Annotated in this window: 20 protein-coding genes; 10 read left to right on the forward strand and 10 right to left on the reverse strand. The window is 39.7% G+C overall.

The features are described 5' to 3' along the window. Window positions 1–2 precede the first annotated feature (2 nt). Entirely contained in the window at window positions 3–1,154 is a 1,152-nt protein-coding gene (locus tag ALE3EI_RS06480; protein WP_186992101.1) for a vWA domain-containing protein, read from the reverse strand. A 302-nt stretch (window positions 1,155–1,456) separates the two neighbouring features. Between ALE3EI_RS06480 and ALE3EI_RS06485 the strand changes: the two genes are divergently transcribed. Together ALE3EI_RS06485 and ALE3EI_RS06490 are read left to right on the forward strand one after the other, a co-directional pair. Next, window positions 1,457–3,664 carry a tetratricopeptide repeat-containing sensor histidine kinase gene (locus tag ALE3EI_RS06485; protein ID WP_186992102.1) on the forward strand — a complete coding sequence of 736 codons (2,208 nt, stop codon included), beginning with the start codon at window positions 1,457–1,459 and terminating at the stop codon, window positions 3,662–3,664. Continuing rightward, entirely contained in the window at window positions 3,664–4,395 is a 732-nt protein-coding gene (locus tag ALE3EI_RS06490; protein ID WP_186992104.1) for a LytR/AlgR family response regulator transcription factor, read from the forward strand. The genes ALE3EI_RS06485 and ALE3EI_RS06490 overlap by 1 nt, the downstream gene beginning before the upstream one ends. Here the strand turns inward: ALE3EI_RS06490 and murI are convergent. The 8 genes from murI to ALE3EI_RS06530 all read right to left on the reverse strand — a co-directional run bounded on the left by murI (window position 4,392) and on the right by ALE3EI_RS06530 (window position 12,393). After that, window positions 4,392–5,183 (reverse strand): glutamate racemase, encoded by a 792-nt coding sequence (gene murI / locus ALE3EI_RS06495; RefSeq protein ID WP_186992106.1) that lies wholly within the window; start codon window positions 5,181–5,183, stop codon window positions 4,392–4,394. The genes ALE3EI_RS06490 and murI overlap by 4 nt on opposite strands. A 94-nt stretch (window positions 5,184–5,277) precedes the next feature. Beyond that, a complete protein-coding gene (locus tag ALE3EI_RS06500) occupies window positions 5,278–5,787 on the reverse strand; it encodes an OmpH family outer membrane protein (RefSeq protein WP_186992109.1) in 510 nt (169 codons plus the stop codon). A gap of 43 nt (window positions 5,788–5,830) precedes the next feature. Then, on the reverse strand, window positions 5,831–6,718 hold the full coding sequence (locus ALE3EI_RS06505; protein ID WP_186992111.1) for an OmpH family outer membrane protein: 888 nt from the start codon (window positions 6,716–6,718) through the stop codon (window positions 5,831–5,833). A gap of 35 nt (window positions 6,719–6,753) precedes the next feature. Further along, window positions 6,754–9,330 carry a BamA/OMP85 family outer membrane protein gene (locus ALE3EI_RS06510; protein ID WP_186992113.1) on the reverse strand — a complete coding sequence of 859 codons (2,577 nt, stop codon included), beginning with the start codon at window positions 9,328–9,330 and terminating at the stop codon, window positions 6,754–6,756. Next, a complete protein-coding gene (locus ALE3EI_RS06515) occupies window positions 9,311–10,054 on the reverse strand; it encodes an isoprenyl transferase (protein WP_186992115.1) in 744 nt (247 codons plus the stop codon). Before ALE3EI_RS06515 ends, ALE3EI_RS06510 begins: the two co-directional genes overlap by 20 nt. Before the next feature lies 1 nt (window position 10,055). Further along, window positions 10,056–10,748: a type IX secretion system protein PorG gene (gene porG, locus ALE3EI_RS06520; protein ID WP_186992117.1), complete on the reverse strand. Its 693-nt coding sequence runs from the start codon at window positions 10,746–10,748 to the stop codon at window positions 10,056–10,058. A 99-nt stretch (window positions 10,749–10,847) separates the two neighbouring features. After that, window positions 10,848–11,732 (reverse strand): NAD kinase, encoded by an 885-nt coding sequence (locus tag ALE3EI_RS06525; RefSeq protein WP_186992120.1) that lies wholly within the window; start codon window positions 11,730–11,732, stop codon window positions 10,848–10,850. 4 nt (window positions 11,733–11,736) lie between these two features. After that, entirely contained in the window at window positions 11,737–12,393 is a 657-nt protein-coding gene (locus ALE3EI_RS06530; protein ID WP_186992122.1) for a CBS domain-containing protein, read from the reverse strand. Window positions 12,394–12,479: 86 nt separating this feature from the next. Between ALE3EI_RS06530 and ALE3EI_RS06535 the strand changes: the two genes are divergently transcribed. From ALE3EI_RS06535 to clpX, 8 genes are all read left to right on the forward strand, one after another. Then, a complete protein-coding gene (locus tag ALE3EI_RS06535) occupies window positions 12,480–13,193 on the forward strand; it encodes a pyridoxine 5'-phosphate synthase (protein ID WP_186992124.1) in 714 nt (237 codons plus the stop codon). Window positions 13,194–13,195: 2 nt separating this feature from the next. Then, window positions 13,196–13,957 carry an alpha/beta fold hydrolase gene (locus tag ALE3EI_RS06540; protein WP_186992125.1) on the forward strand — a complete coding sequence of 254 codons (762 nt, stop codon included), beginning with the start codon at window positions 13,196–13,198 and terminating at the stop codon, window positions 13,955–13,957. A gap of 118 nt (window positions 13,958–14,075) precedes the next feature. Next, window positions 14,076–15,326, forward strand: coding sequence for an OmpP1/FadL family transporter (locus ALE3EI_RS06545; RefSeq protein ID WP_186992127.1), 1,251 nt, complete (start codon window positions 14,076–14,078; stop codon window positions 15,324–15,326). Between the two features lie 20 nt (window positions 15,327–15,346). Beyond that, a complete protein-coding gene (locus ALE3EI_RS06550) occupies window positions 15,347–16,885 on the forward strand; it encodes an SGNH/GDSL hydrolase family protein (protein ID WP_186992129.1) in 1,539 nt (512 codons plus the stop codon). A gap of 73 nt (window positions 16,886–16,958) precedes the next feature. Continuing rightward, window positions 16,959–17,300 (forward strand): phage holin family protein, encoded by a 342-nt coding sequence (locus ALE3EI_RS06555; RefSeq protein ID WP_186992131.1) that lies wholly within the window; start codon window positions 16,959–16,961, stop codon window positions 17,298–17,300. Window positions 17,301–17,417: 117 nt separating this feature from the next. Continuing rightward, a complete protein-coding gene (gene tig / locus ALE3EI_RS06560) occupies window positions 17,418–18,740 on the forward strand; it encodes a trigger factor (protein WP_186992133.1) in 1,323 nt (440 codons plus the stop codon). 107 nt (window positions 18,741–18,847) lie between these two features. Continuing rightward, window positions 18,848–19,522 carry an ATP-dependent Clp endopeptidase proteolytic subunit ClpP gene (gene clpP, locus ALE3EI_RS06565; RefSeq protein ID WP_186992135.1) on the forward strand — a complete coding sequence of 225 codons (675 nt, stop codon included), beginning with the start codon at window positions 18,848–18,850 and terminating at the stop codon, window positions 19,520–19,522. Between the two features lie 30 nt (window positions 19,523–19,552). Continuing rightward, window positions 19,553–20,785, forward strand: a complete 1,233-nt coding sequence (gene clpX, locus ALE3EI_RS06570) for an ATP-dependent Clp protease ATP-binding subunit ClpX (RefSeq protein ID WP_186992137.1) — start codon at window positions 19,553–19,555, stop codon at window positions 20,783–20,785. Window positions 20,786–20,858: 73 nt separating this feature from the next. On the opposite strand, the gene ALE3EI_RS06575 is transcribed toward clpX, so the two are convergent. Next, entirely contained in the window at window positions 20,859–21,044 is a 186-nt protein-coding gene (locus ALE3EI_RS06575) for a hypothetical protein (protein WP_186992139.1), read from the reverse strand. Window positions 21,045–21,112: the final 68 nt, after the last annotated feature.

Here is a 21,112-nt window from a genome sequence, read left to right on the forward strand (position 1 = left end):
TTTTACTGCCAGGTATACTTCTTTTTTTCTGCCTGTTTTTTTAAAGCATTGATCATGGCGCTCTCCAAACCATTTTCAGATTTGGGTTTATTCTTAACCAGATACTGTCGTCTTTTTTCATTTAGTCTTGCAATCTCAACTTGAATTTCATCACGCTCTTTCCGCTGTTGTGCTACGTATTTTTTGATCTCTGCGGTTGACTTTCCTTTTAGATTTTCAGGAAGTTCCTCCTTCTTCAATTCCTCATAACTAAAGCCGGCCTTTTTTTCAGCATCCACCAGATCCCAGGTACTGTTATCATACATATGTGAACTTTTGGTAACCGTTCTACTCACTGCATTTGCAGTTCCATAGCCTTTTGCATTCATGTCCTGGGTTTCCTGATTCGCTAATTTGTTTCTTCCACTACGACCATAAGGAACATAGGTGCTGTTAAGGCGAATGTTGAGTTGTAGAATTAGATCGTCATAGGGCGATGCAATATGTATGGTTTGTTGATTGTGATTAATCGCAATATAGTCACCATAAGTAAGATTTGCGCCTTCTTGCCATTTTGACGAAACGCCATGATTAAAATCACCACAGAAAATCGTGTTTACTACGATGTCTTTTTCTTTTGCTTCAAGAGCTGCATCCCTGTAGTTGATCTTTCCTTGAGTAAACGGTTCATTACCCGCAATAAAGATCATTTTTAGGTCATCGGCATCATTTCCCCAATCTAGCTGCTTGATGGAAGACATGATTACTGTCCCACAATATTCGGATCCGCCATTGGTGGTGAGTGAAAATAATTCCTTTGAGACTTCATCGAGATCGGAAGTAAACGATAGGATCTGTCTAATAAAACCGTCGCGATCGCTAAGACCATCGTTTCCGTACTCATATAAGGCGATCTCTAGTTTGGGGCGCTCATTCCTGCATCTTGCATACGAAAGTTCATTTACGATCTCCCAAAGTTGTGCTTTGGCCTGATCAATAAGACCGTCCATACTATTGCTGGTATCCAACAGCAATGCTACTTTTATGTAGTGCCCTTTGGTTATGGGGGCAGTATCTGCTAAATTATTTTTAGCCGATTCGTTTGATCCTTCTGCTTTACATGCGAAGGCTGTGATCATGGTAAGCCCTAATAGTGTTTTCTTGATAATTTTCATGATTTATTGATCTTGTGTTTAGTCATTCATTGAATCAGTAGACGAAATAAGTATTGCTGTTATCAGATTAGACATAAGTGGTTAAACCATCTACAATTGTCGTTTCTGTCACTTTAATCGTCGGGTAAACTTATGTTCATATTTCTGGTTAAAAAACACGGGATGAGTTAACAGCGCGAGTGAATGAGGAAAAGGATGTTTTTGGTTAGGGAAGTACATTTAATCCGGTAAAAATGGCTTAATAGTTGAGGAAGGCTATTTCATTAAGTGGGGTAAAGTGCGTATGTTTACTTTAAATAATTATGAAGCACCTCTTTTCTATATCAATCTTAATAGTCGTATTGCTGGGTAGTTCCTTTGTATCCGGTCAAACAAGACGTACATCACCTAATAGTTTTATACTAAAAGGAAAGGTGGTTGAAGCAGAAAGCAACAGCCCAATAAATCGTGTTAATATTGAAATTTTAGGAGGAGATTATGCTACAACCAATGCCGACGGACAGTTTAGAATTGAAGCTGAGATAGGTGATGAGCTCATCATCAAGAGTGACGACTTCGAAACAGTTTATTACAAAATTAAAGATCAACAATTTGTTACAGTTCGGGTAAAGAACAATACCGAAGAAGAATCGGTTGAAACACTTAGCGCTAATAAGAATAAGTCTTCCGACCTTTTTAAAACCTACATAGATTCTTCGCGATTCTATTTAAAAAAAGATGCTAAAAGGAGTATCGAATATATTACCCGGGCACTGGAATCGGTTCCCGGTAAAACAGCCAGCCCAACCCAAAACAGTATCGCGTTTGAGACTCTCGGAGATATAAATTCATTTTGGGGACAGGACGATCTGGCCATTTCAAATTACAAGCGAAGTATTTCTAACAAGATCACCATTAGTGCTCGTATCAAGCTTGCTTCGGCCTTCCGAAGAAATAATAACTACCAAGAAGGAATAACTCTGTACAAGAATCTTTTGGCGGAGAACCTCACCGAGTATCAAAAAGTGGAAGTCTATGAAGGCTTAGGTGATAGTTACAAAGCGATAAATAACTTGAATGAAAGTGTTTCAAATTACCAGAAGGCCCTCAATCTTGCCGAAAAACACAGGATCACTCCCAAGATCACAGATCTTAATTCGAAAATGGGCAGTGTGTACGCAGAAAGCGGTTCGGTGGTTCGAGCTGAAGAGTATTTCGATAATTCATTGAACCTTGCGCAAAAGGAAAATAAGAAAAGAGCCGTTGAGGAAAAAGATAAGGTAGCGGATTTTTATAATCAGAATCAAGATTTTGATAAAGAGATCCAGCTTAGAAATGAAACACTAAATGAGATACAATCGCTGGATGATTTTGGAACCAGTGGCGTGGTTGAAAACAGCAGTCCGTTGACACCACAGCGTCAAAATTATAAAATTGCAAATGCTTATGTAGCCCAACAAAAGTTTACGGAAGCTATCCCTTTCTTGGAAAAAAGCATTAGAGAGGCAAGTAAGAATGAGGATCTGGTAGTGGAGAAAGATGCGACCAGAAAATTGTCTGAAGTTTACAGGGACATCGGGGATTTTGATAAAGCAGCCGAAAGCTACGAGCGCTATGTGGAAGTTGTGGACGAACTTTATATTAAAAAAGAACAGGAAATCTCACAGGCCGCCAGGTTTAGTAAGGACATCGCATTAAAGCAAAATAGAATTACCAATCTGGAAAGCGAACGTGAACTAAACGAAAGCAGATATAAACTAGCTTTTGAAAATCAGGAACTGGTTGAGAAGAACAACAGGATCCAAAAGTGGATCATTGGGTCTTTGATCCTTATTGCGCTATTATTATTGTTTACGGCCTATATTCAGTATAAAAATGTGCGTCAGCAAAAATACGCCAACAACCTGCTTGCTTTAAAGTCGTTGCGAACGCAAATGAACCCACATTTTATATTTAATGCGCTCAATTCGGTAAACAGTTTTATTGCTTCCAACGATGAACGCACAGCGAACAAATACCTGAGTGATTTTTCTCAGTTAATGCGTGCCGTACTGGAAAACAGCGAAGAGGATTTTATTTCGTTGGAAAAGGAGATCGAGCTATTGCAGCTGTATGTAAAACTGGAGCATTTCAGGTTTAAGGATAAATTTGATTATACCATTGATGTAGATCCCAACATAGCCGTAAACGAATTTGTGATCCCACCCATGCTGCTTCAGCCGTATGTGGAGAATGCGGTGTGGCACGGACTTAGATACAAAGAAGAAAAAGGCAATTTGACTATTCAGTTTCAGCAAATAAATTCAGAAACCGTAAAAATAAGGATCAGTGATGACGGTATAGGCAGAAAAAAGTCTAAGGAGTTAAAGACCGATCACCAGAAGAAACAAAACTCAAAAGGAATGGGTAACATCGAAAAGCGAATTGCTATTTTGAATGAGATGTATAAGGACAAGGTAGATGTGACTGTGACCAATATATTTGAAAATGAAGAAGGGACCCTGGTGGAACTTATTTTAAAGAAAGACTAATGGAATTACGAGCAATCATAGTAGAAGATGAAGAAACCAGTAGAGAAATTCTGAAGAGTTATCTCGGTAAATACTGTCCTTCCGTTTTGGTAAAAGGCGAAGCAGCCAATGTGGAGGAGGCATTGGTGTTAATTCGGAATAACGATCTGGATATTGTGTTTCTCGATGTGGAAATGCCCTACGGAAATGCATTCGATCTGCTCGACACGGTGGGTGACCGTCAATTCGAAACCGTATTTGTAACCGCGTATAATCACTATGCAATTGATGCCTTAAATGCGCATGCTTCCTATTATTTACTGAAGCCTATTTCTATCGACAAATTAATAGAAGCCGTGGATTATGTAACTGAGATCAAGGAAAAGGAAAACAGTCTTCAAAATACTATATTGCAGCCTAAGAACGCTCAGGTCACCGGGAAGATCACCATTCCGCTTCAAAACGGTTTTGAGGTTCTTGAGATCGAGAATATTCTGTATTGTCAAGCAGATGATAATTACACTCAGATCTATTTAAAGGAAGGGAAAAAGTTGGTGAGCAAGACATTAAAGTATTTCGAACAATCTCTTGCCGAGAGTGGCTTTGCACGAGTTCATAAATCATATCTCGTAAACGTAAACGCCATTAAGGAATACAAAAAAGGTAAGGGTGGAAGCGTGGTCCTTTCCAGCGGAAAGCAAATTATGGTGAGTCCGTCGCGGAAAAAGGAACTGCTGGCGTATTTTAGTTAAAAGTCTTTCTTCTCTACCGAGATTTCTTCAGAAAAATCCTTGAGCAGGAATTTAAGGGTCTTAACCTCCGAATTCGTATAAAATTTCAAGGTTGGTTTTGAAACATCCGTCCGAAGCAACTGAAGTCGTTCCAGTATACTTTTCGTTTGTCGTGCTACTGCCATTCCCGAATCGATGATCACGATATCATTTGGAATCAAGTTCCTGATCTGTGGAATGAGGTAAGGATAGTGACTACAGCCCAATACAAGGTAATCTACTTTTGCCTTCACCATGGGCGTAAGGTATTTTTGAAGCAGTTTTATCATTTTAGGGCTGTCCAGAGTCCCGGCTTCTATAAGGGGTACTAGGCCTTCACCTACGATTTCTACTACGTTTATATCTTGGGTAAACTCGGTTGCCGTTTTGTGAAACAGATCACTGGTTAAAGTTCCTTTAGTTGCCAGAATTCCGATACTCTTAGTGCTGGTGTTTAATGCAGCGGGTTTAATGGCAGGTTCAATCCCGATGATAGGGACTTTAAAGCGCTCCCTCATTTCAGAGATTGAATTGGTTGTTGCGGTATTACAGGCTACTACTATGATCTTGGCGCCCATTTCCAGCAAAACCTCGGTGTTTTTTATGCTGAGCCGGGTGATCTCTTCTTTGGATTTGTTGCCGTAGGGTGCATTTTTGCTATCTGCGAGATAGATTGTGTGTTCGTAAGGAAGTAAGGCATGAATTTCCTGCCAGATCGACGAACCGCCTACTCCGGAATCGAAAACACCTATGGGACGTTGCTCATTCACGAGTATAAATGTAAAGAAACTTGTAGGTATTATAATAAAAACTGCCCGTCAATTGACGGGCAGTTTTTAAATATTTTAAAAAAGTGATGAGCTATTAAATTCCCAATTCCTTTTTCACTTCTGCCAGAAGATCCTTACCATCTGCTACCAGTAATCCGCCACCTTGTGTAGCATCAATAACATACTGATACCCTTGAGCTCTTGCCACTTTTTGAATAGCCACACGAGCTTTCTCTAGGATGGGTTGAAGAATATCAACTTCTTTTTGTTGAAGATCCTGCAATGCTTGCTGACGGTATGCGCCAATATTATTTTGCATTCCCTGAACTTCTTCTGCACGCTTCTGATTTTCGTCATCGGTCTTAGACTCCGCTTCGGCACTATACTGCTTGATCTTTGTATCAAGTTCTCTTGCCATTGCCTTGATCTCGGTATCGTAGGTCTTTTTAAGTTTCTCAAGCTGACTTTGAGCCGCTTTCATTTCAGGCATAGCTTCCACTAAAGCCTGAGTATCGATATGCGCCACCTTAGACTGTGCATTGGCAACTGTCGTTGCTCCCATGAACAATATTACGGCTACAAATAATAATTTTACTCTTTTCATTGTAATTGTATTTAATTTAAGTGTTATACTAATTTGGATTTATTTATTCTTCTAATTTTCCTTGATTGTTTCCACCATTTCCTTCTCCTTCTCCTTCTCCTTCGCCTTCACCTTCACCGGCATTAGGTGGGTTTCCATTGTTTCCTCTAGCCTGAGCTATGGAATCTTTTCTGGCCTGACGTTCGTCCAACAAACGTTGTCTACGTTCTTCGAATTCCCGTTTCTTCACTTCACGAATGGAATCACGAATACGTTTTCTTTCAGCCATTAAGGCTTCACGTTCATTTTTCTTATCTTCAACAGCTTTCTCACGTTCTGTAACAGCTTCTTCCTCTTCTTCAGAAAGTTCTTCTCGCGCTTCTATTTCTCGCTTTTCTTTTTTATTGGTGGCCTCGGTTCGCTTGGCAGCGCGATTAATACTTCGTAGCACCTGGTCACTAATGTCGTTTCTTTCCGCAGCAAAAAGCATTACAATATCGGCAGATTTGTCGAATATAAAATCATACTTCTTGGCTTCGGCAATTTCCTGAACAATATTAAAGACTTGATCCTGAATAGGTTGAACCAATTGTCTTCGTTGTATCATAAGATCGCCATTGGGACCAAATCGATCTTGCTGATATTTTATTGCTTCGTCTTCCTTGATCTTAATTTCTTCTTCCCGTTCTTCGATCAGTTCTTTGGTTAGTAGTACACGTTCGTTACTAAGATCTAATTTCATTTGATCGATCTCATTCTGTTTTTTCTCAAGATCTTGTTTCCAACGTTGCACTTTTCCATCCAACTGTGTTTGAGATTCACGGTATTCAGGTACATTTTCAAGAATATATTCCATATCAATATATCCTATTCTAGCTCCTCTTTGTGCGTTTGCCATAAATGAAAAGCAGAAAAATGCAAGCGCTAAAAAAAGTAAATTTTTTGTTTTCATAATTGTTGGTTGTTTAAGAAAATATCGTGCCAAGATTAAAACTGTTGTCCAATAATAAAATGGGTTTCCCATCCATTTGGTTCACTTCCGCCAAGAATTGGGTCGAATCCATAACCAAAATCGATTCCCAATAATCCAAATGCCGGCATAAATATACGCAATCCGGCACCGGCAGACCTATTAATACTGAATGGATTATAGTTTCTGAATCCATCGTAAGAACCTCCCCCTTCGGCAAAAGTAAGCACATAAATGGATGCTAACTGCTTTAAAGTGATAGGATACCTCAATTCTAACGAAAATTTATTGTAAATGGTATTTCCGTCGTTACTAGAAAGTGATTGATTGGGATATCCTCTTAGCTGAATAACCTCCCGGCCGTCCAGACTAAACGCACCCAGACCGTCACCCCCAACAAAGAATCGTTCAAAAGGAGGAACTCCTCTATCCTTGTTATAAGCCCCTAAAAACCCGAATTCTGTATTAGTTCGGAGCACTAATTTATCAATTATTCTCGTATACCAGGATCCATTGAACTTTATTTTATAATATTCGAGCCATTTAAATCGTTCCTGATCGATTTCTGCTATGCGCTCCCGGCCGTCGACCGTGGTAATATCCAATTCGGCGCGTTCGGCTGCCAGACCTTCATAATCCACACTGTTAAATGCGGAATATGGTGGTGTCAATTTAGCGGTAATACTAAACTCTGAACCTGTAATAGGATAAATTGGGTTGGTAGCCGTGTTGTTTCTGCTAAGTCCAACCGTATATGCAAGGTTATTGGCATAACCATCACCGAAGGTAAACAAACCGGTGTTGTAGTTCTTTAAATTATAATGCTGAAAGCTTATCGCCTGAGAAAACTGAAAATAATCGTCCGGCCATTTTAATCTTTTGGCAAGTCCAACAGATCCACCGGTGATGAGGAATCTTCGGTCTTTATCGACATCTCTTGTCGAGAAATCGTAGAAATACTGTACCGTATGAGAAAATGAGGTGCTTAACTGAATCGGCTTTTTACCCCCTAACCAGGGTTCGGTAAGTGAAATACTATAGGTTTGATAAAAACTACTGGCCTGAGCCCTAAGGGATAATTTTTGTCCATCACCCATAGGCAAGGGTTTGTAGGCCGATCCATTAAAAATATTTCGCAAAGAAAAGTTGTTGAACGAAAGTCCTAACGTACCAACAAATCCACCCCCACCATAACCACCTTGTAGTTCAATTTGGCTGGAACCTTTTTCTACTACCGAATATTCCATATCCAAAGTTCCATTATTCGGATCAACGTTCTTAAAATTAGGGGAAAGCTGTTCGGGATCAAAAAACCCTAGCTGACCTAATTCACGAATTGTTCTTACTACGTTTCTGCGGCTGTATTTTTGTCCCGGACGAGTACGGATCTCACGGTAAATCACATGATCGTTGGTTTTGGTATTTCCCACAACAGAAATGTGATCGAAATAAGCCAGTTTTCCTTCAATGATCCTGATCTCGAAGTCCAGAGTGTCATTTCTAACTCCAACTTCTACAGGATTGATCCTGGAGAACAAATACCCGTTGTTTTGATAAAGGTTAGTGAGGTCGTCGGCATCGGGTTCCGAATCATCTGCAATACGTTCCTGTAGTAGCGTTCCATTATAGGTTTCACCTTTTGCGATTCCTAGTAATTGTCGGAGTTGGGAATCGGTATAAACACTGTTCCCTATAAAATCAATATCCCCGAAATAGTATTTTTTTCCTTCTTCAACATTCAATTTTAGTGTTACATTTTTCTCGTCTTTTACGACTAGTGTATCACTTAATATCCGGGCATCCCTGTATCCGTTTTCTTTGTATTTTTTAATGACATTGGCCTTATCTTCTTCAAAGGAACTCTCGGTATACTTCGAGCGCTTCCAGAATCTGATAATATTCTTGCGCTTTACATTTTTCATTGCGCGACGAAGTTTTTTATCAGATAATCTTTCGTTTCCTTCAAAAGTAATCTTGCTAACTTTTACGCGTTCGCCTTTATCGACCGCGATGCGCATGTTCTTAGCAATCTCTGTTCCGGTAGAATCTAAATGGGGTGTAGTGCTTATGATCACTTCGGTATTAAAAAACCCGTCTTCCCTAAATTTATTTGTAATATAGTTCTTTGTAGTGGTAACCAGGTTCTTTGTGATCTTCACACCGGGTTTTAGGTTGTTGTCCTTTAATATTTCCTTTCTCTTTCCCTTTCGAACACCGTCTATGGTTACCTCGTTCATTTTAGGCAGTTCGACAATATAGAGCTCAAGATCAATAAGATCCCCATCAATATTTGTGACATAGAAGGCGATGTCGCTAAAAAGATTTTGCTCCCAAAGTTTTTTGGTTACAGCACTCAACTTTTCACCGGGAACAAAGATACGATCGCCTTTTCTTAAACCGGTAAATGCGATAACTGTTTGTTCGTTAAAACTCTGAGCCCCTGTTACTGTTAAATTGTTGATGGTGTATTTTCTGCTGCTGTTGAGATCTTTTTGCTGAGCAGTAACACTAAAAACCAATAGTATTGTAAAAAGAAACGTACAATAAAACTTTTTAAAGGTATGCAATGGCAGGCTATTTTTTAAGTTGCTCACTTGTTTTTCCAAATCTTCTTTCTCTGTTTTGATAATTTAATATTGCCTCAAAAAGATGGTTTTTTGTATAATCGGGCCAAAGTGTTTCGGTAAAATACAATTCGGCGTATGCTAATTGCCATAATAGAAAATTACTAATACGTTGTTCACCGCTAGTGCGGATTAACAGATCTACGTCTGGCAAATTTTGCGTGTAAAGATGATTATTTATAACCGATTCATCAATATTATCGGGCGAAATTAGGTTATTTTTAACTTTATGACTAATCTCTCGAACAGTTTTTGTCAATTCTTCTCTCGAGCCATAGCTTAGCGCAAGAGTTAAGGTTAACCTATCGTTATTTTTTGTCTTTTCGATCACCGCCAATAGCTCATTTTTGGCCTTTTTGGGAAGTGTTTCTAAATTGCCGATGGCATTCAGTTTTATGTTGTTCTTTTGAAGCGTATCAATTTCTTTTTTCAGGCTATTAACTAAAAGCTTCATTAAAAGATCTACTTCCATTTGGGGTCGGTTCCAATTTTCTGTAGAAAATGCATATAAGGTGAGAAATGAAATATTGATCTCGGCACAGGCTTCAACGATCTCTCGCACTGCTTTTGTTCCGTTTTCATGCCCTATGCTTCTAAATAACCCTTTTTGTTTAGCCCACCTGCCATTTCCATCCATGATCACCGCGAGGTGCTTGGGTAATCTTTCCAGGTCTATTTGGGATTCTAAGGACATATTAAAAGTTGCAATAGCAGGGTCTTCTACCAAAGGTGAATGTTAAAGTAATTCCGGTAAACACATACCAGTCATCACTGTTTAGATTTCCAAATTTAAGGCTTTCTTCGTTTGCTAGTTCATTTACAGGATTACTACCGTCCAAATCGTCGGTAAAGGTATATCGTGCTCCAATTTCAAAGCCAAGGACCATTTTTGTACCTACCGTAGTTTTAAATCCTACCACCATTGGAATCGCAACTGCACCATCTCTGTCGTAATCCACTATTACATTATCTGGCCTTTTATAAAGTGCATTGTAACCAAAATACGTAAGTCCTGTGTATAAATAAGGCGTGGATACGGGTTGTCCGCTGTACATATTGAACTCCCAAAATGTATATTCGATCCCAATAGATAATTCTGTGATCGTATTTTCGAACGAATACCCTCTTTGCTGACGCCTACTTTCGTTAGAATCATTGTCATCACCTTTAATATTCGCAATGAGTACAGAACCTCTAAAAGAGTGACGCTCACTTCGGTTCCATTTAAAGATTCCTCCAAACGCCAGACTATTGGGGGAAATGTAATTGGTTTTGCCAACATCTCCTATATAGTTAGTACCACCGAGTATTCCACCTATCTCATAGGTTTGAGAATGTCCGATAAAAGTGACTGTTATAAAAAAAAGTACGGTTGCGAAATACCTCATATACCTTAAAAGTTTGCAAATATAATAATAAACTTCGCTTATGCGTCTTATAAGCGAATTAGTCTCTGTTGATTAACAAAATTTCGGGTAATTTATTGTTTAGTTGCGTTTGTCTTCACCCCATAGTAATTTTTCACGTAGCGTTTTAATAAAACTATCGTTGGGAAGTTGTACTAATTTAATAGTGAATGGGGCTTTTTTAATAAAGATAAGGGTGTTGTCCTCTAAAGTTGCAATACGTGAATCCAAAGAGATCAGGTAACTTTTTTCCCTTCCTGAAACCTTCAGGGTTAATTCACTGTTATCGGGAATTACAAAGGGTCTGGCATTTAAATTATGGGGAGCAATTGGGGTTAATACCATACTGTTAGTGGCAGGATCTAAAACCGGGCCTCCGCAACTTAAACTGTAACCCGTAGAACCGGTAGGTGTTGCGATAATTAAGCCGTCTGACCAGTAGGAAGTAAGATACTTTTCGTTTATTCTGGTCTCTACCTTAATCATGGAGGTAGTATTCTTTCGGTTAATGGCAACTTCGTTCAGCGCAAAGTTTAGTGGGGTGATCTCACCGGATTCAGGTAGAGTGCTAATAGAAAGCAAACTTCTTTCAGATAAAATATAATCGTTATGGAGGATCTGATCTATGCTCTCCGTGATTCGTTCCTTCTGAATGGTTGCCAAAAACCCTAGACGGCCTGTATTAATACCCACAATAGGTATTCCAAGGTCACCTACAAATGTTACCGACTTTAAAATTGTACCATCCCCGCCAATACTGAAAAACAGATCGTAACTCTTATCGAGCTTTGTAAAGGTTTTGTAATCATTGAAACTATTCCCGATCTCATCATTTTCATTGAGAATTCGCAAAAAATTCTTTTCAATTACGATCTCCGCCTCGTGCTTAATAAGCGCTTCGAGTATGCGCTCTATATAGGTTTCTGAATTTTTATGATAAAACTGACCGTAGATACCTATCTTCATAACATTATATATTTAGGTATTTATCCAGATAGTTAGACCGATTTCGAAGATCATCCAGAAATTTATCCTCGTCGTGGTTTGAAACCACTTCGTAGTTGTATCTTCTGAAGGTTTGAACAATGGCATTCATTCCGGTATGGCCTATTTTTAAGGTAGCCTGCATGATACCGTTCTCAATTTTTGAAATAAAAACACCCAGAATTTTTGCGTCATTCGACTCCACGATCTGGCAGATCTCAGAAAATGAGTATTCACGCATTCCCTTTTCAATTACTATAATTCCTCCGGCTTCATTTAAGAAAGGAGTATTGTTAAATAAACTCATAATATCGGCAAGCTCATAATAACCCATATAGCGATTATCGGGTCCCAGGACCGGCATTATGTTGCTATTGTGAAGTGCAAAGGCTTCTAATATGTCTAGCCAGTTTGCCGAATCCCGAACATAAAAAGGTTCTAATGCATAAGAGTACTCACTTATCTCCTTATTGCCTTCAAAACAATGCGCATCCGTTTCAGAGATGCAGCCGGCATAGCGTCCATCTTTGGTGACCGGTATATGAGAATATGTGAGCTGATTAAAAGAAGTTTGAACTTCACCTATCTTCGATCCGATGTCGAACGGGCCAATATCGTTTATAATGTATTGTGCAGTTTTCACAGCTGTAATTTTTATGCAAAATACTTAAAATAAAGATTTAATTAGGAAGCTAAGCTTTGTATTTTTGTTAATTCCAAAAATGAAAGATGACAAAGTTAAGTGTGAACATTAATAAAATAGCAACGCTGCGCAATGCAAGAGGGGGTGATGTGCCTAACGTGATTGATGCAGCGATCAATATTCAAAAATTTGGTGCACAGGGTATCACGATCCACCCCAGGCCCGACGAACGACATATACGCTATAAGGATGCCTATGATCTGAAATCTGTGGTTTCTACCGAATTTAATATAGAAGGTAACCCCAATGAAAAATTTATTAAAATGGTGCTTGAGATAAAGCCAGATCAGGTTACCCTGGTTCCTGATGCTGTAGACGCCATTACTTCTAATGCGGGTTGGGACACTCATAAGCACGGTGAGTATTTAAAGGAGATCATTTCAGAGTTTAAAAGAAATGGAATTCGGACCTCGATTTTTGTCGATCCCGAAATATCAATGATCGAAGGTGCCGCAGCATCAGGTACGGATAGAATAGAACTGTACACCGAGGAATTTGCCACACAATTTGAAAAAGGCAATCAAAACGCTATCCGGCCTTATACAAAATGTGCAATGAAGGCGTCGGAATTAGGTTTGGGTATTAATGCCGGTCATGATCTTTCGCTCAACAATATTCGATTTTTTAAAGAGAACATCCCCAATTTGCTCGAAGTATCCATTGGGCACGCCCTAATCTGTGAATCATTATATCTGGGACTGGAAAAAGTAATAAAGGAATACCTGAAAAAATTAGCCTGATCATGACGTTATATTCACAAATTATTGGAGAAGGAACCCCCTTTGTAATTTTGCACGGATTTTTAGGAATGGGTGACAACTGGAAGACTTTAGGAAAAAAATTCTCTGAATTAGGATACCAAGTGCATTTAGTCGACCAGCGAAACCACGGGAGAAGCTTTCACAGCGATGCATTCAATTATGGTATTATGGCTAAGGACCTCCGCGAATATTTTGAACATCACAAGCTCGATTCTGCTGTACTGCTGGGGCATTCCATGGGAGGGAAGACAGCCATGCAATTTGCGGTAGACCATCCCGAAAAAGTATCGAAACTGATAGTGGCAGATATTGCTCCTAAAGAATATCCTCAGCATCATCAGGATATTTTGAAGGCCCTCCAATCACTCGATTTTGAACAAATTAGTAGCAGAGGAGAAGCCGAAGAGGTGCTTTCGAGCTATATTGAGGAAGAAGGAACAAAACTTTTTCTGCTGAAAAACCTATATTGGAGAGAGAAGGGGAAGTTGGGATTGCGGATGAACCTGAAGGTATTAGCCGAAAAGATTGAAGCTGTTGGAGAATCATTGCCAAGAACTACCGTATTTAAGGGAGAAACTCTTTTTTTAAGAGGCGGTAGATCGGGTTATATAAGCGAATATGACGAAGTTTTAATTCGAAAACATTTTCCAAAAGCTCAAATTAGAACTATTTCTAATGCCGGACATTGGTTACATGCCGAAAATCCTTCCGAATTTTACCAAAATGTTAAGGATTTTTTATAACATTGCAATACATATTTATTATGTATGCATAGTAAATTGAGATTCAGTCCAGTAGATTATGCATTAAACATTAAAATATACATCTTTAAATAAACCTTTAATCTAAACTTAATCTATTATGAAGAAAGTAGTACTATTGGTTGTGATTACTCTAATTACAGCCGTAACGTATGCCGGAGGCTATCGGGTGAGTCTGCAGGGAAATAAATCTCTGGCAATGGGCCATACCGGGGTTGCCGTGGTTAACAGTACCGAAAGTGTCTTTTTTAACCCAGCCGGACTCGTATACCTTGAAAATAAATTTAGTGTGACCGGTGGAGCATTCGGAGTATTTTCGAATGTTACTTACCAAAACGAAAGCACAGGTGAATCTGCGGTGACAGATAGCCCGGTTGGAACCCCATTATATCTTTACGCCGCGTATCAGGCTACCGATTGGTTGGCGTTTGGGCTTGGAGTATACACCCCATATGGAAGTACCGTAGAATACGAAGACGATTGGGCAGGTTCTCACCTGGTAAACAACATCGACCTTCAGGCTATTTTTATACAACCCACGGTATCGATAAAATTAAGCGAGCACTTTAGTGTTGGTGGTGGTCCTATATATGTTACCGGATCGGTTAATTTTAACCGAAACCTGAACAGAACGCTTTCAGATCTTGACGGAAACAGAAGTGAAGTTACTCTCGATGCAACCGGAGTAAGCGAATGGGGTTGGACCGTTGGAGCGATGTTCTCTCCAACCGAGAATTTTAGAATTGGCGCAAATTATCGTTCACAGATTCGTTTGAATGCTGAAGACGGCGATGCCGACTTCGAAAATGTTCCCAATTCACCATTGGTTCCTTTTGCAGATACTACTTTCGATGCACAACTCCCGCTTCCAGCGGAGATGACCGTTGGACTATCTTATCAATTCTGTGACAAGTGGTTATTTGCTTTCGATTATAACAGAGCTTTTTGGGATATTTACGAGTCATTAGACATCGATTTTGCCGATGAAAATATTCCAGATTCATTTAATGCACGAAACTATAAAAACGCGTCTACCTATCGATTCGGACTGCAATATGAGGCGACCAGTATGTTCACTTTACGTGCAGGGTATTATTTCGACGAATCTCCGGTTCAGGAAGGATTCTTTGCACCAGAAACACCACGTAACGACAGTAATGGTTATACTGCCGGACTTACAGTAAACCTTAGTGAGCGTTTTCAGATCGATGCTTCATTCCTATATCTGCACTTTAAAGAAGTTGAAGCATCTTACGATGCGTACTTCGAAAATGGAGTGGCAGTACCTTTTGGCGGAAGATATAAATCCAATGCTTTTGTACCGGGATTAGGTGTTACTTATAAAATGTAATTGAAAAAAATTCAGAAAAAATGAAAAATACTATTAAAATATTTATTGGCTTACTGGCAATTGGCTTTGTGAGCTGTGAGCCTGAGTTTGAAAACTCAGTAACAGATAGCGGATTCTATTCCAGTGGAGATGCAGATGTTTCTAATTATGTAGCTGTAGGGAACTCCTTAACGGCAGGATATGCAGATGGAGCTCTTTATATCGACGGACAGGAAAACTCATTTCCAAATATAATGGCACAACAATTTTCATTTGTTGGCGGTGGAGAATTTACCCAACCATTAATGTCTGATAATCTTGGGGGATTACTATTGAATGGGACTCAGATCGCGAATAATCGTTTTGTATTGGCTGCAGATGCTACCGGTACTCCGTTAGGACCGGTTATTCTCGACGGCACCCCAACTACCGAAGTAACGACAAGTGCAACGGGACCATTCAACAACATGGGTGTTCCCGGAGCTAAGAGTTATCATTTAGTAGCACCGGGCTACGGAAATGTTTCAGGTGTTGCAACCGGACAGGCCAATCCTTACTATGCGCGTTTTGCGACTAGTGGAAATGCAACTGTCATTGCAGATGCCACTTCTCTAAATCCAACATTCTTTAGTTTGTGGATAGGAAATAATGATATCCTTGGTTATGCGACTACCGGAGGATCTGGTGTAGATCAAACCGGAAATTTAGATCCTTCAACGTATGCCTCTAACGATATTACCGATCCTAATGTTTTTGCTGCCGCTTACAGTGCACAGGTGGATGCGTTAACTGCCGGTGGGGCGCAGGGTGTTTTAATCAACATTCCCGATGTTACCTCAATACCTTATTTTACTACAGTTCCACAGCGCTCCATTCCTTTGGATGCTGCTACTGCTGCTGCTTTAAATGCACAGTTTAGTCAGTATAATACGGTATTATTACCCACTTTGGTGCAGTTTGGAGTTATTACCCAGCAAGAAGCAGATCTAAGAATGATTAACTTCTCTGCAGGACAAAATTTCCCTATCACCACAGATGACGATCTTACCGATGTGAGTCAGGTGCTACAAGGACCTCCGGCGAACTTACCTGCAGCCCTTGCTAATTTACTCGGGCAGCTTCGTCAGGTAAACAATGACGATCTTGTTATATTAACGGCATCTTCTGTTTTAGGTTCGGTGCCCGATCCTGGCAATCCTTCGGGAGTGATTGGAGTAAGTATTCCAATTGGGGAAGAATTCGTTCTTTCGGCGGTTGAGCAGGAAAGAGTTTCTGTTGCTGCTAATTCGTATAACGCCACGATCAAGGCACTTGCCGACGCTAACGGTTTAGGGTTTGTTGATGCCCGTGCTGCCTTGGCACAGGTTGCAAATGGAGGCGTTTCTTATGATGCCGGCTTATTGACTTCGGCTTTCGTGACGGGAGGAGCATTTTCGCTGGATGGCGTACACCCAACACCGAGAGGATACGCATATACGGCGAACCTGATCATCGATAAGATAAATAGTTTGTATAATGCCAATATTCCTAAAGTGAACATTGGAAACTATCGAACTGTAACCATATCGAATAATCTTTAAAAAAAGATTTAATAATTTATTCAACCGTCTTCATTTCGAAGACGGTTTTTTTTATCTTTATAAAAAACAGAGGATGCGACTAATTATTAAACTCTTACTCACGGCTCTAGCTGTGGTTATTTTGGCTAAAATACTGCCGGGAGTGGCAGTAGAAGGATATCTTTCGGCTATTATTGTTGCTGTAGTTGTGGCCTTATTACGGTTTATTGTAAAACCGATCCTCGTTATTCTAACACTCCCCATTACCATTCTTACCCTTGGGTTGTTTCTGCTAATTATCAATGCCTTTATTATCCTTTTGGCAGATTATTTTATCGACGGATTTGCGGTGACTAATATTTGGTGGGCATTGCTCTTCAGTCTGCTCTTATCGCTCCTTCAATCTATCTTATATTCAATTTTCGATAAGAAATAATACCCATCTGTTTTCCAACGTATAAAAGCTTGTTGGGTTCTTCAAATTATCGTACTTTTGCACCCGCCTTCAGAAGAAATTAACAGGCGATATTTTCACGGAAAATTTTTCAGAAAAATGAACATTACAAAAAAAGACATTGACAGTTTAAATGCTGTGGTGACAGTAGAAATTTCGAAAGAGGATTATTCAGAAAAAGTGAATACTATTCTCACTAACTATCGAAAGAATGCAAATATTCCCGGATTCAGAAAGGGTCATGTTCCCATGGGAATGGTGAAGAAGCAATACGGAACAGCTGTTTTGGTAGAGGAAGTTAATAAATTGCTTCAGGAAGCGCTTCACAAATTCCTTACTGAAGAGAAGTTGGATGTGCTTGGAAATCCACTTCCGAAGAACGAAACGGAAATCGATTGGAAAGCCGAAGATTTCACGTTTGAGTTTGACCTAGGATTGGCACCTCAGTTCGATGTTGATGTGAAGGGGAGGAAAGCTGTTACTCAGTACAAAATTGTTGCCGATGAGAAAATGTTGAACAACCAAGTGAAAACGATTCGTAAACAATACGGGAAACTCATTGCCAAGGATGCTGTGGAAAAAGGTGATGAAATTACCGGAACCTTTACTTCAGAAGAAAAGGAAATATCTCAAAAAACCACCTTTTCCACTGAAGAAATTAAAGGAAAAAAACAACTTACCGCACTACTTGGAGCAAAAGTTGGGGATACTGTTAGCTTAAAGACCAAAGGACTTTTTAATGACGATCACGATAACCAGAAATATCTTGGAGTTTCTCATGACGATGCTCATGGTTTGGATATTGAAGTTACCCTTACGATCGAAGAAGTGAATGCCCGGGAGATGGCAGAACTCAATCAGGAATTGTTCGATAAATTGTTCGGTCCGGGTGTGGTGTCTTCAGAAAAAGAATTAAAAGAGAAGATCAAGGAAGATGCAGAGAAACAATTTGAGCAGCAGAGTGATCAAAAGCTATTGAACGATATAGTGGAATCGCTAATCGAAAATACAAAATTCGATCTGCCCGATGCGTTTTTGGAGCGATGGATACAGGTTAGCGGTGAAAAACCCTTATCGGAAGAAGCGGCGAAGGAAGAATACGCCCGAAGCGAAAAAGGGTTGCGTTATCAGTTGATTGAAGGAAAAATACGTGCCGAGAACAATTTGCAGGTCACCATGGACGAACTAAAGGACTATGCGAAGGATATGATCAAGGTTCAGATGGCTCAATTTGGTCAGGCAAACCCGAGTGAAGAAGAATTGGATGGTATTGCTGCTCGTATCTTATCAAATGAAGACGAGGTAAAGCGTATAGGGGAGCAATTGAATACCAACAAGTTGCTAAATTTCTTTAAGGAAAATGCAAAATTAAAGACTAAAGAAGTTACTTACGATGCTTTCATTAAGGAGGCTTACGCATAATTCAGCAATAAAATAGTTATATTTAGGCGTTGAATTCTTGGATTCAACGCTTTTTTTATGCTATTTGTACAGGGCATTTAATAACTGAAAACAGATTTAAGAAATTTATGAATTACGGAAAAGAATTTAAAGATTTTGCAATTAAGGATCAGGGGATCAGCAGTACTTATTATGATACCATTATGAGTACAATGTATCCTATGGCTTTTACTCCAAATATTATTGAAGAGCGACAGATGAACGCAGTGGCTATGGATGTGTTTTCGCGTCTTATGATGGATCGTATCATATTTCTGGGAACAGGGATTAGCGATCAGATTGCCAATGTAATTCAGGCACAGATGCTTTTTCTCGAAAGCACAGATGCTTCAAAGGATATTCAGATTTATATTAATTCGCCCGGCGGAAGTGTTTATGCAGGGTTGGGGATTTACGATACGATGCAATTCATTAAGCCCGATGTAGCGACCATCTGTACAGGAATGGCAGCTTCTATGGCTGCAGTGCTTCTTTGTGCCGGTGAAAAAGGAAAGCGAAGTGGTTTAACCCATTCACGGGTTATGATCCACCAACCTATGGGAGGTGCGCAGGGGCAGGCAAGTGATATAGAAATCACTGCCAAGGAAATTCTAACGCTTAAAGAAGAATTATATAGGATCATTGCGAAGCATAGCGGACAAACTTACGAGAAGGTATTTGAAGACAGTGATCGTGATTACTGGATGAAGGCTGAAAAAGCTCTTGAATACGGGATGATAGATGAAATTCTGTCTCGCGGATAACGATTTACAGACAAAGAAAAGGAAGATATTATGTCGAAAGAAGATTTAGAATGTTCATTTTGCGGTCGTAAAAAGGCCGAAACCAACCTGCTTATTGCCGGGCTGGATGCTCATATCTGTGATCGCTGTATCGAGCAGGCTCACGGTATTGTGGTTGAAGAGGCATTGCACTCTAATAACAGTGAGATAAGCAAGGATTTAATGCTGAAAAAGCCCAAGTCGATCAAAGAATTTCTTGACGATTATGTTATAGGGCAAGATCATACCAAAAAGGTTATGTCTGTTGCTGTTTACAATCATTATAAGCGTTTGTTGCAGCCCAAGAATGACGAGGATATTGAAATTCAGAAGAGTAATATTATTATTGTAGGTCAGACCGGAACAGGGAAGACCTTAGTGGCCAAAACTATTGCGCGAATGCTCAACGTTCCGCTTGCCATTGTAGATGCAACCGTACTCACGGAAGCAGGCTATGTAGGGGAGGATGTTGAAAGTATTTTGACACGTTTATTACAGGCTGCCGATTACAACGTTGAAAAGGCACAAAACGGGATCGTTTTTATCGATGAGATCGATAAGATCGCACGAAAAAGTGACAACCCTTCCATTACACGTGATGTTAGTGGGGAGGGAGTACAGCAGGCATTGCTCAAATTATTGGAAGGAACAGTGGTAAATGTACCGCCGAAGGGAGGAAGGAAGCATCCCGATCAGAAATTTATAGAGGTAAATACAGAGAATATTTTGTTTATCGCGGGAGGTGCATTCGATGGAATAGATCGTCATATTTCCAAGCGATTGAATTTACAGGCCGTTGGTTTTAGTGCTTCTAAAAAGGAAGATACGATGGAGCGGGATAATATGCTTAAATATATAATTCCGAAGGATCTTAAAGACTACGGACTCATTCCCGAGATCATTGGAAGGCTGCCGGTGCTCACCTACATGAATCCGTTGGATAAAGGAACTTTGCGAGCTATACTTACCGAACCCAAAAATGCAATCATCAAGCAGTACAAGAAACTGTTCGAAATGGACGATATAGAGTTTGTAATTACTGAAGAAGCTTTAGACTTTATCGTGGAGCAGGCCATAGAATACAAGCTGGGGGCACGAGGATTGCGATCCTTATGTGAAGCCGTTCTCACGGATGCGATGTATGAATTGCCGGGTAGTGGTGAGCGCAAGCTGAGAGTTAATAAGGAATATGCAGTCAATAAGCTGAATAAATCGACTATAAAAAAATTAAAAGCGGTCTCCTAAGTTGTAAAACATAAAAAAAACCGCAACTAATGTTGCGGCTTTCCTCTCCTAAAAACTTAACCTAACTTAAATACTACGGTTGAACAATTACCGTTTTTACTTCCTTATGTAATATCTTCTGTTGAAATTGTTCTTTCTTATTCTTTAGCGTATACCCTGCAACTTCTGTACTTTGTTTCTTCACAGAAATTGCGGTTCCGCAGGAGGTGAATGCTACGCCCAATAGCACTACCATACTTATATATATACTTCTTTTCATTTTGCCCCAATTCAATATTATATATCAAATGTATGCTGTAAGAAAAGGACTACCAAAAATTTTAGCCG

It is taken from the genome of Constantimarinum furrinae, assembly GCF_014295415.1.
GTDB lineage: Bacteria > Bacteroidota > Bacteroidia > Flavobacteriales > Flavobacteriaceae > Constantimarinum > Constantimarinum furrinae.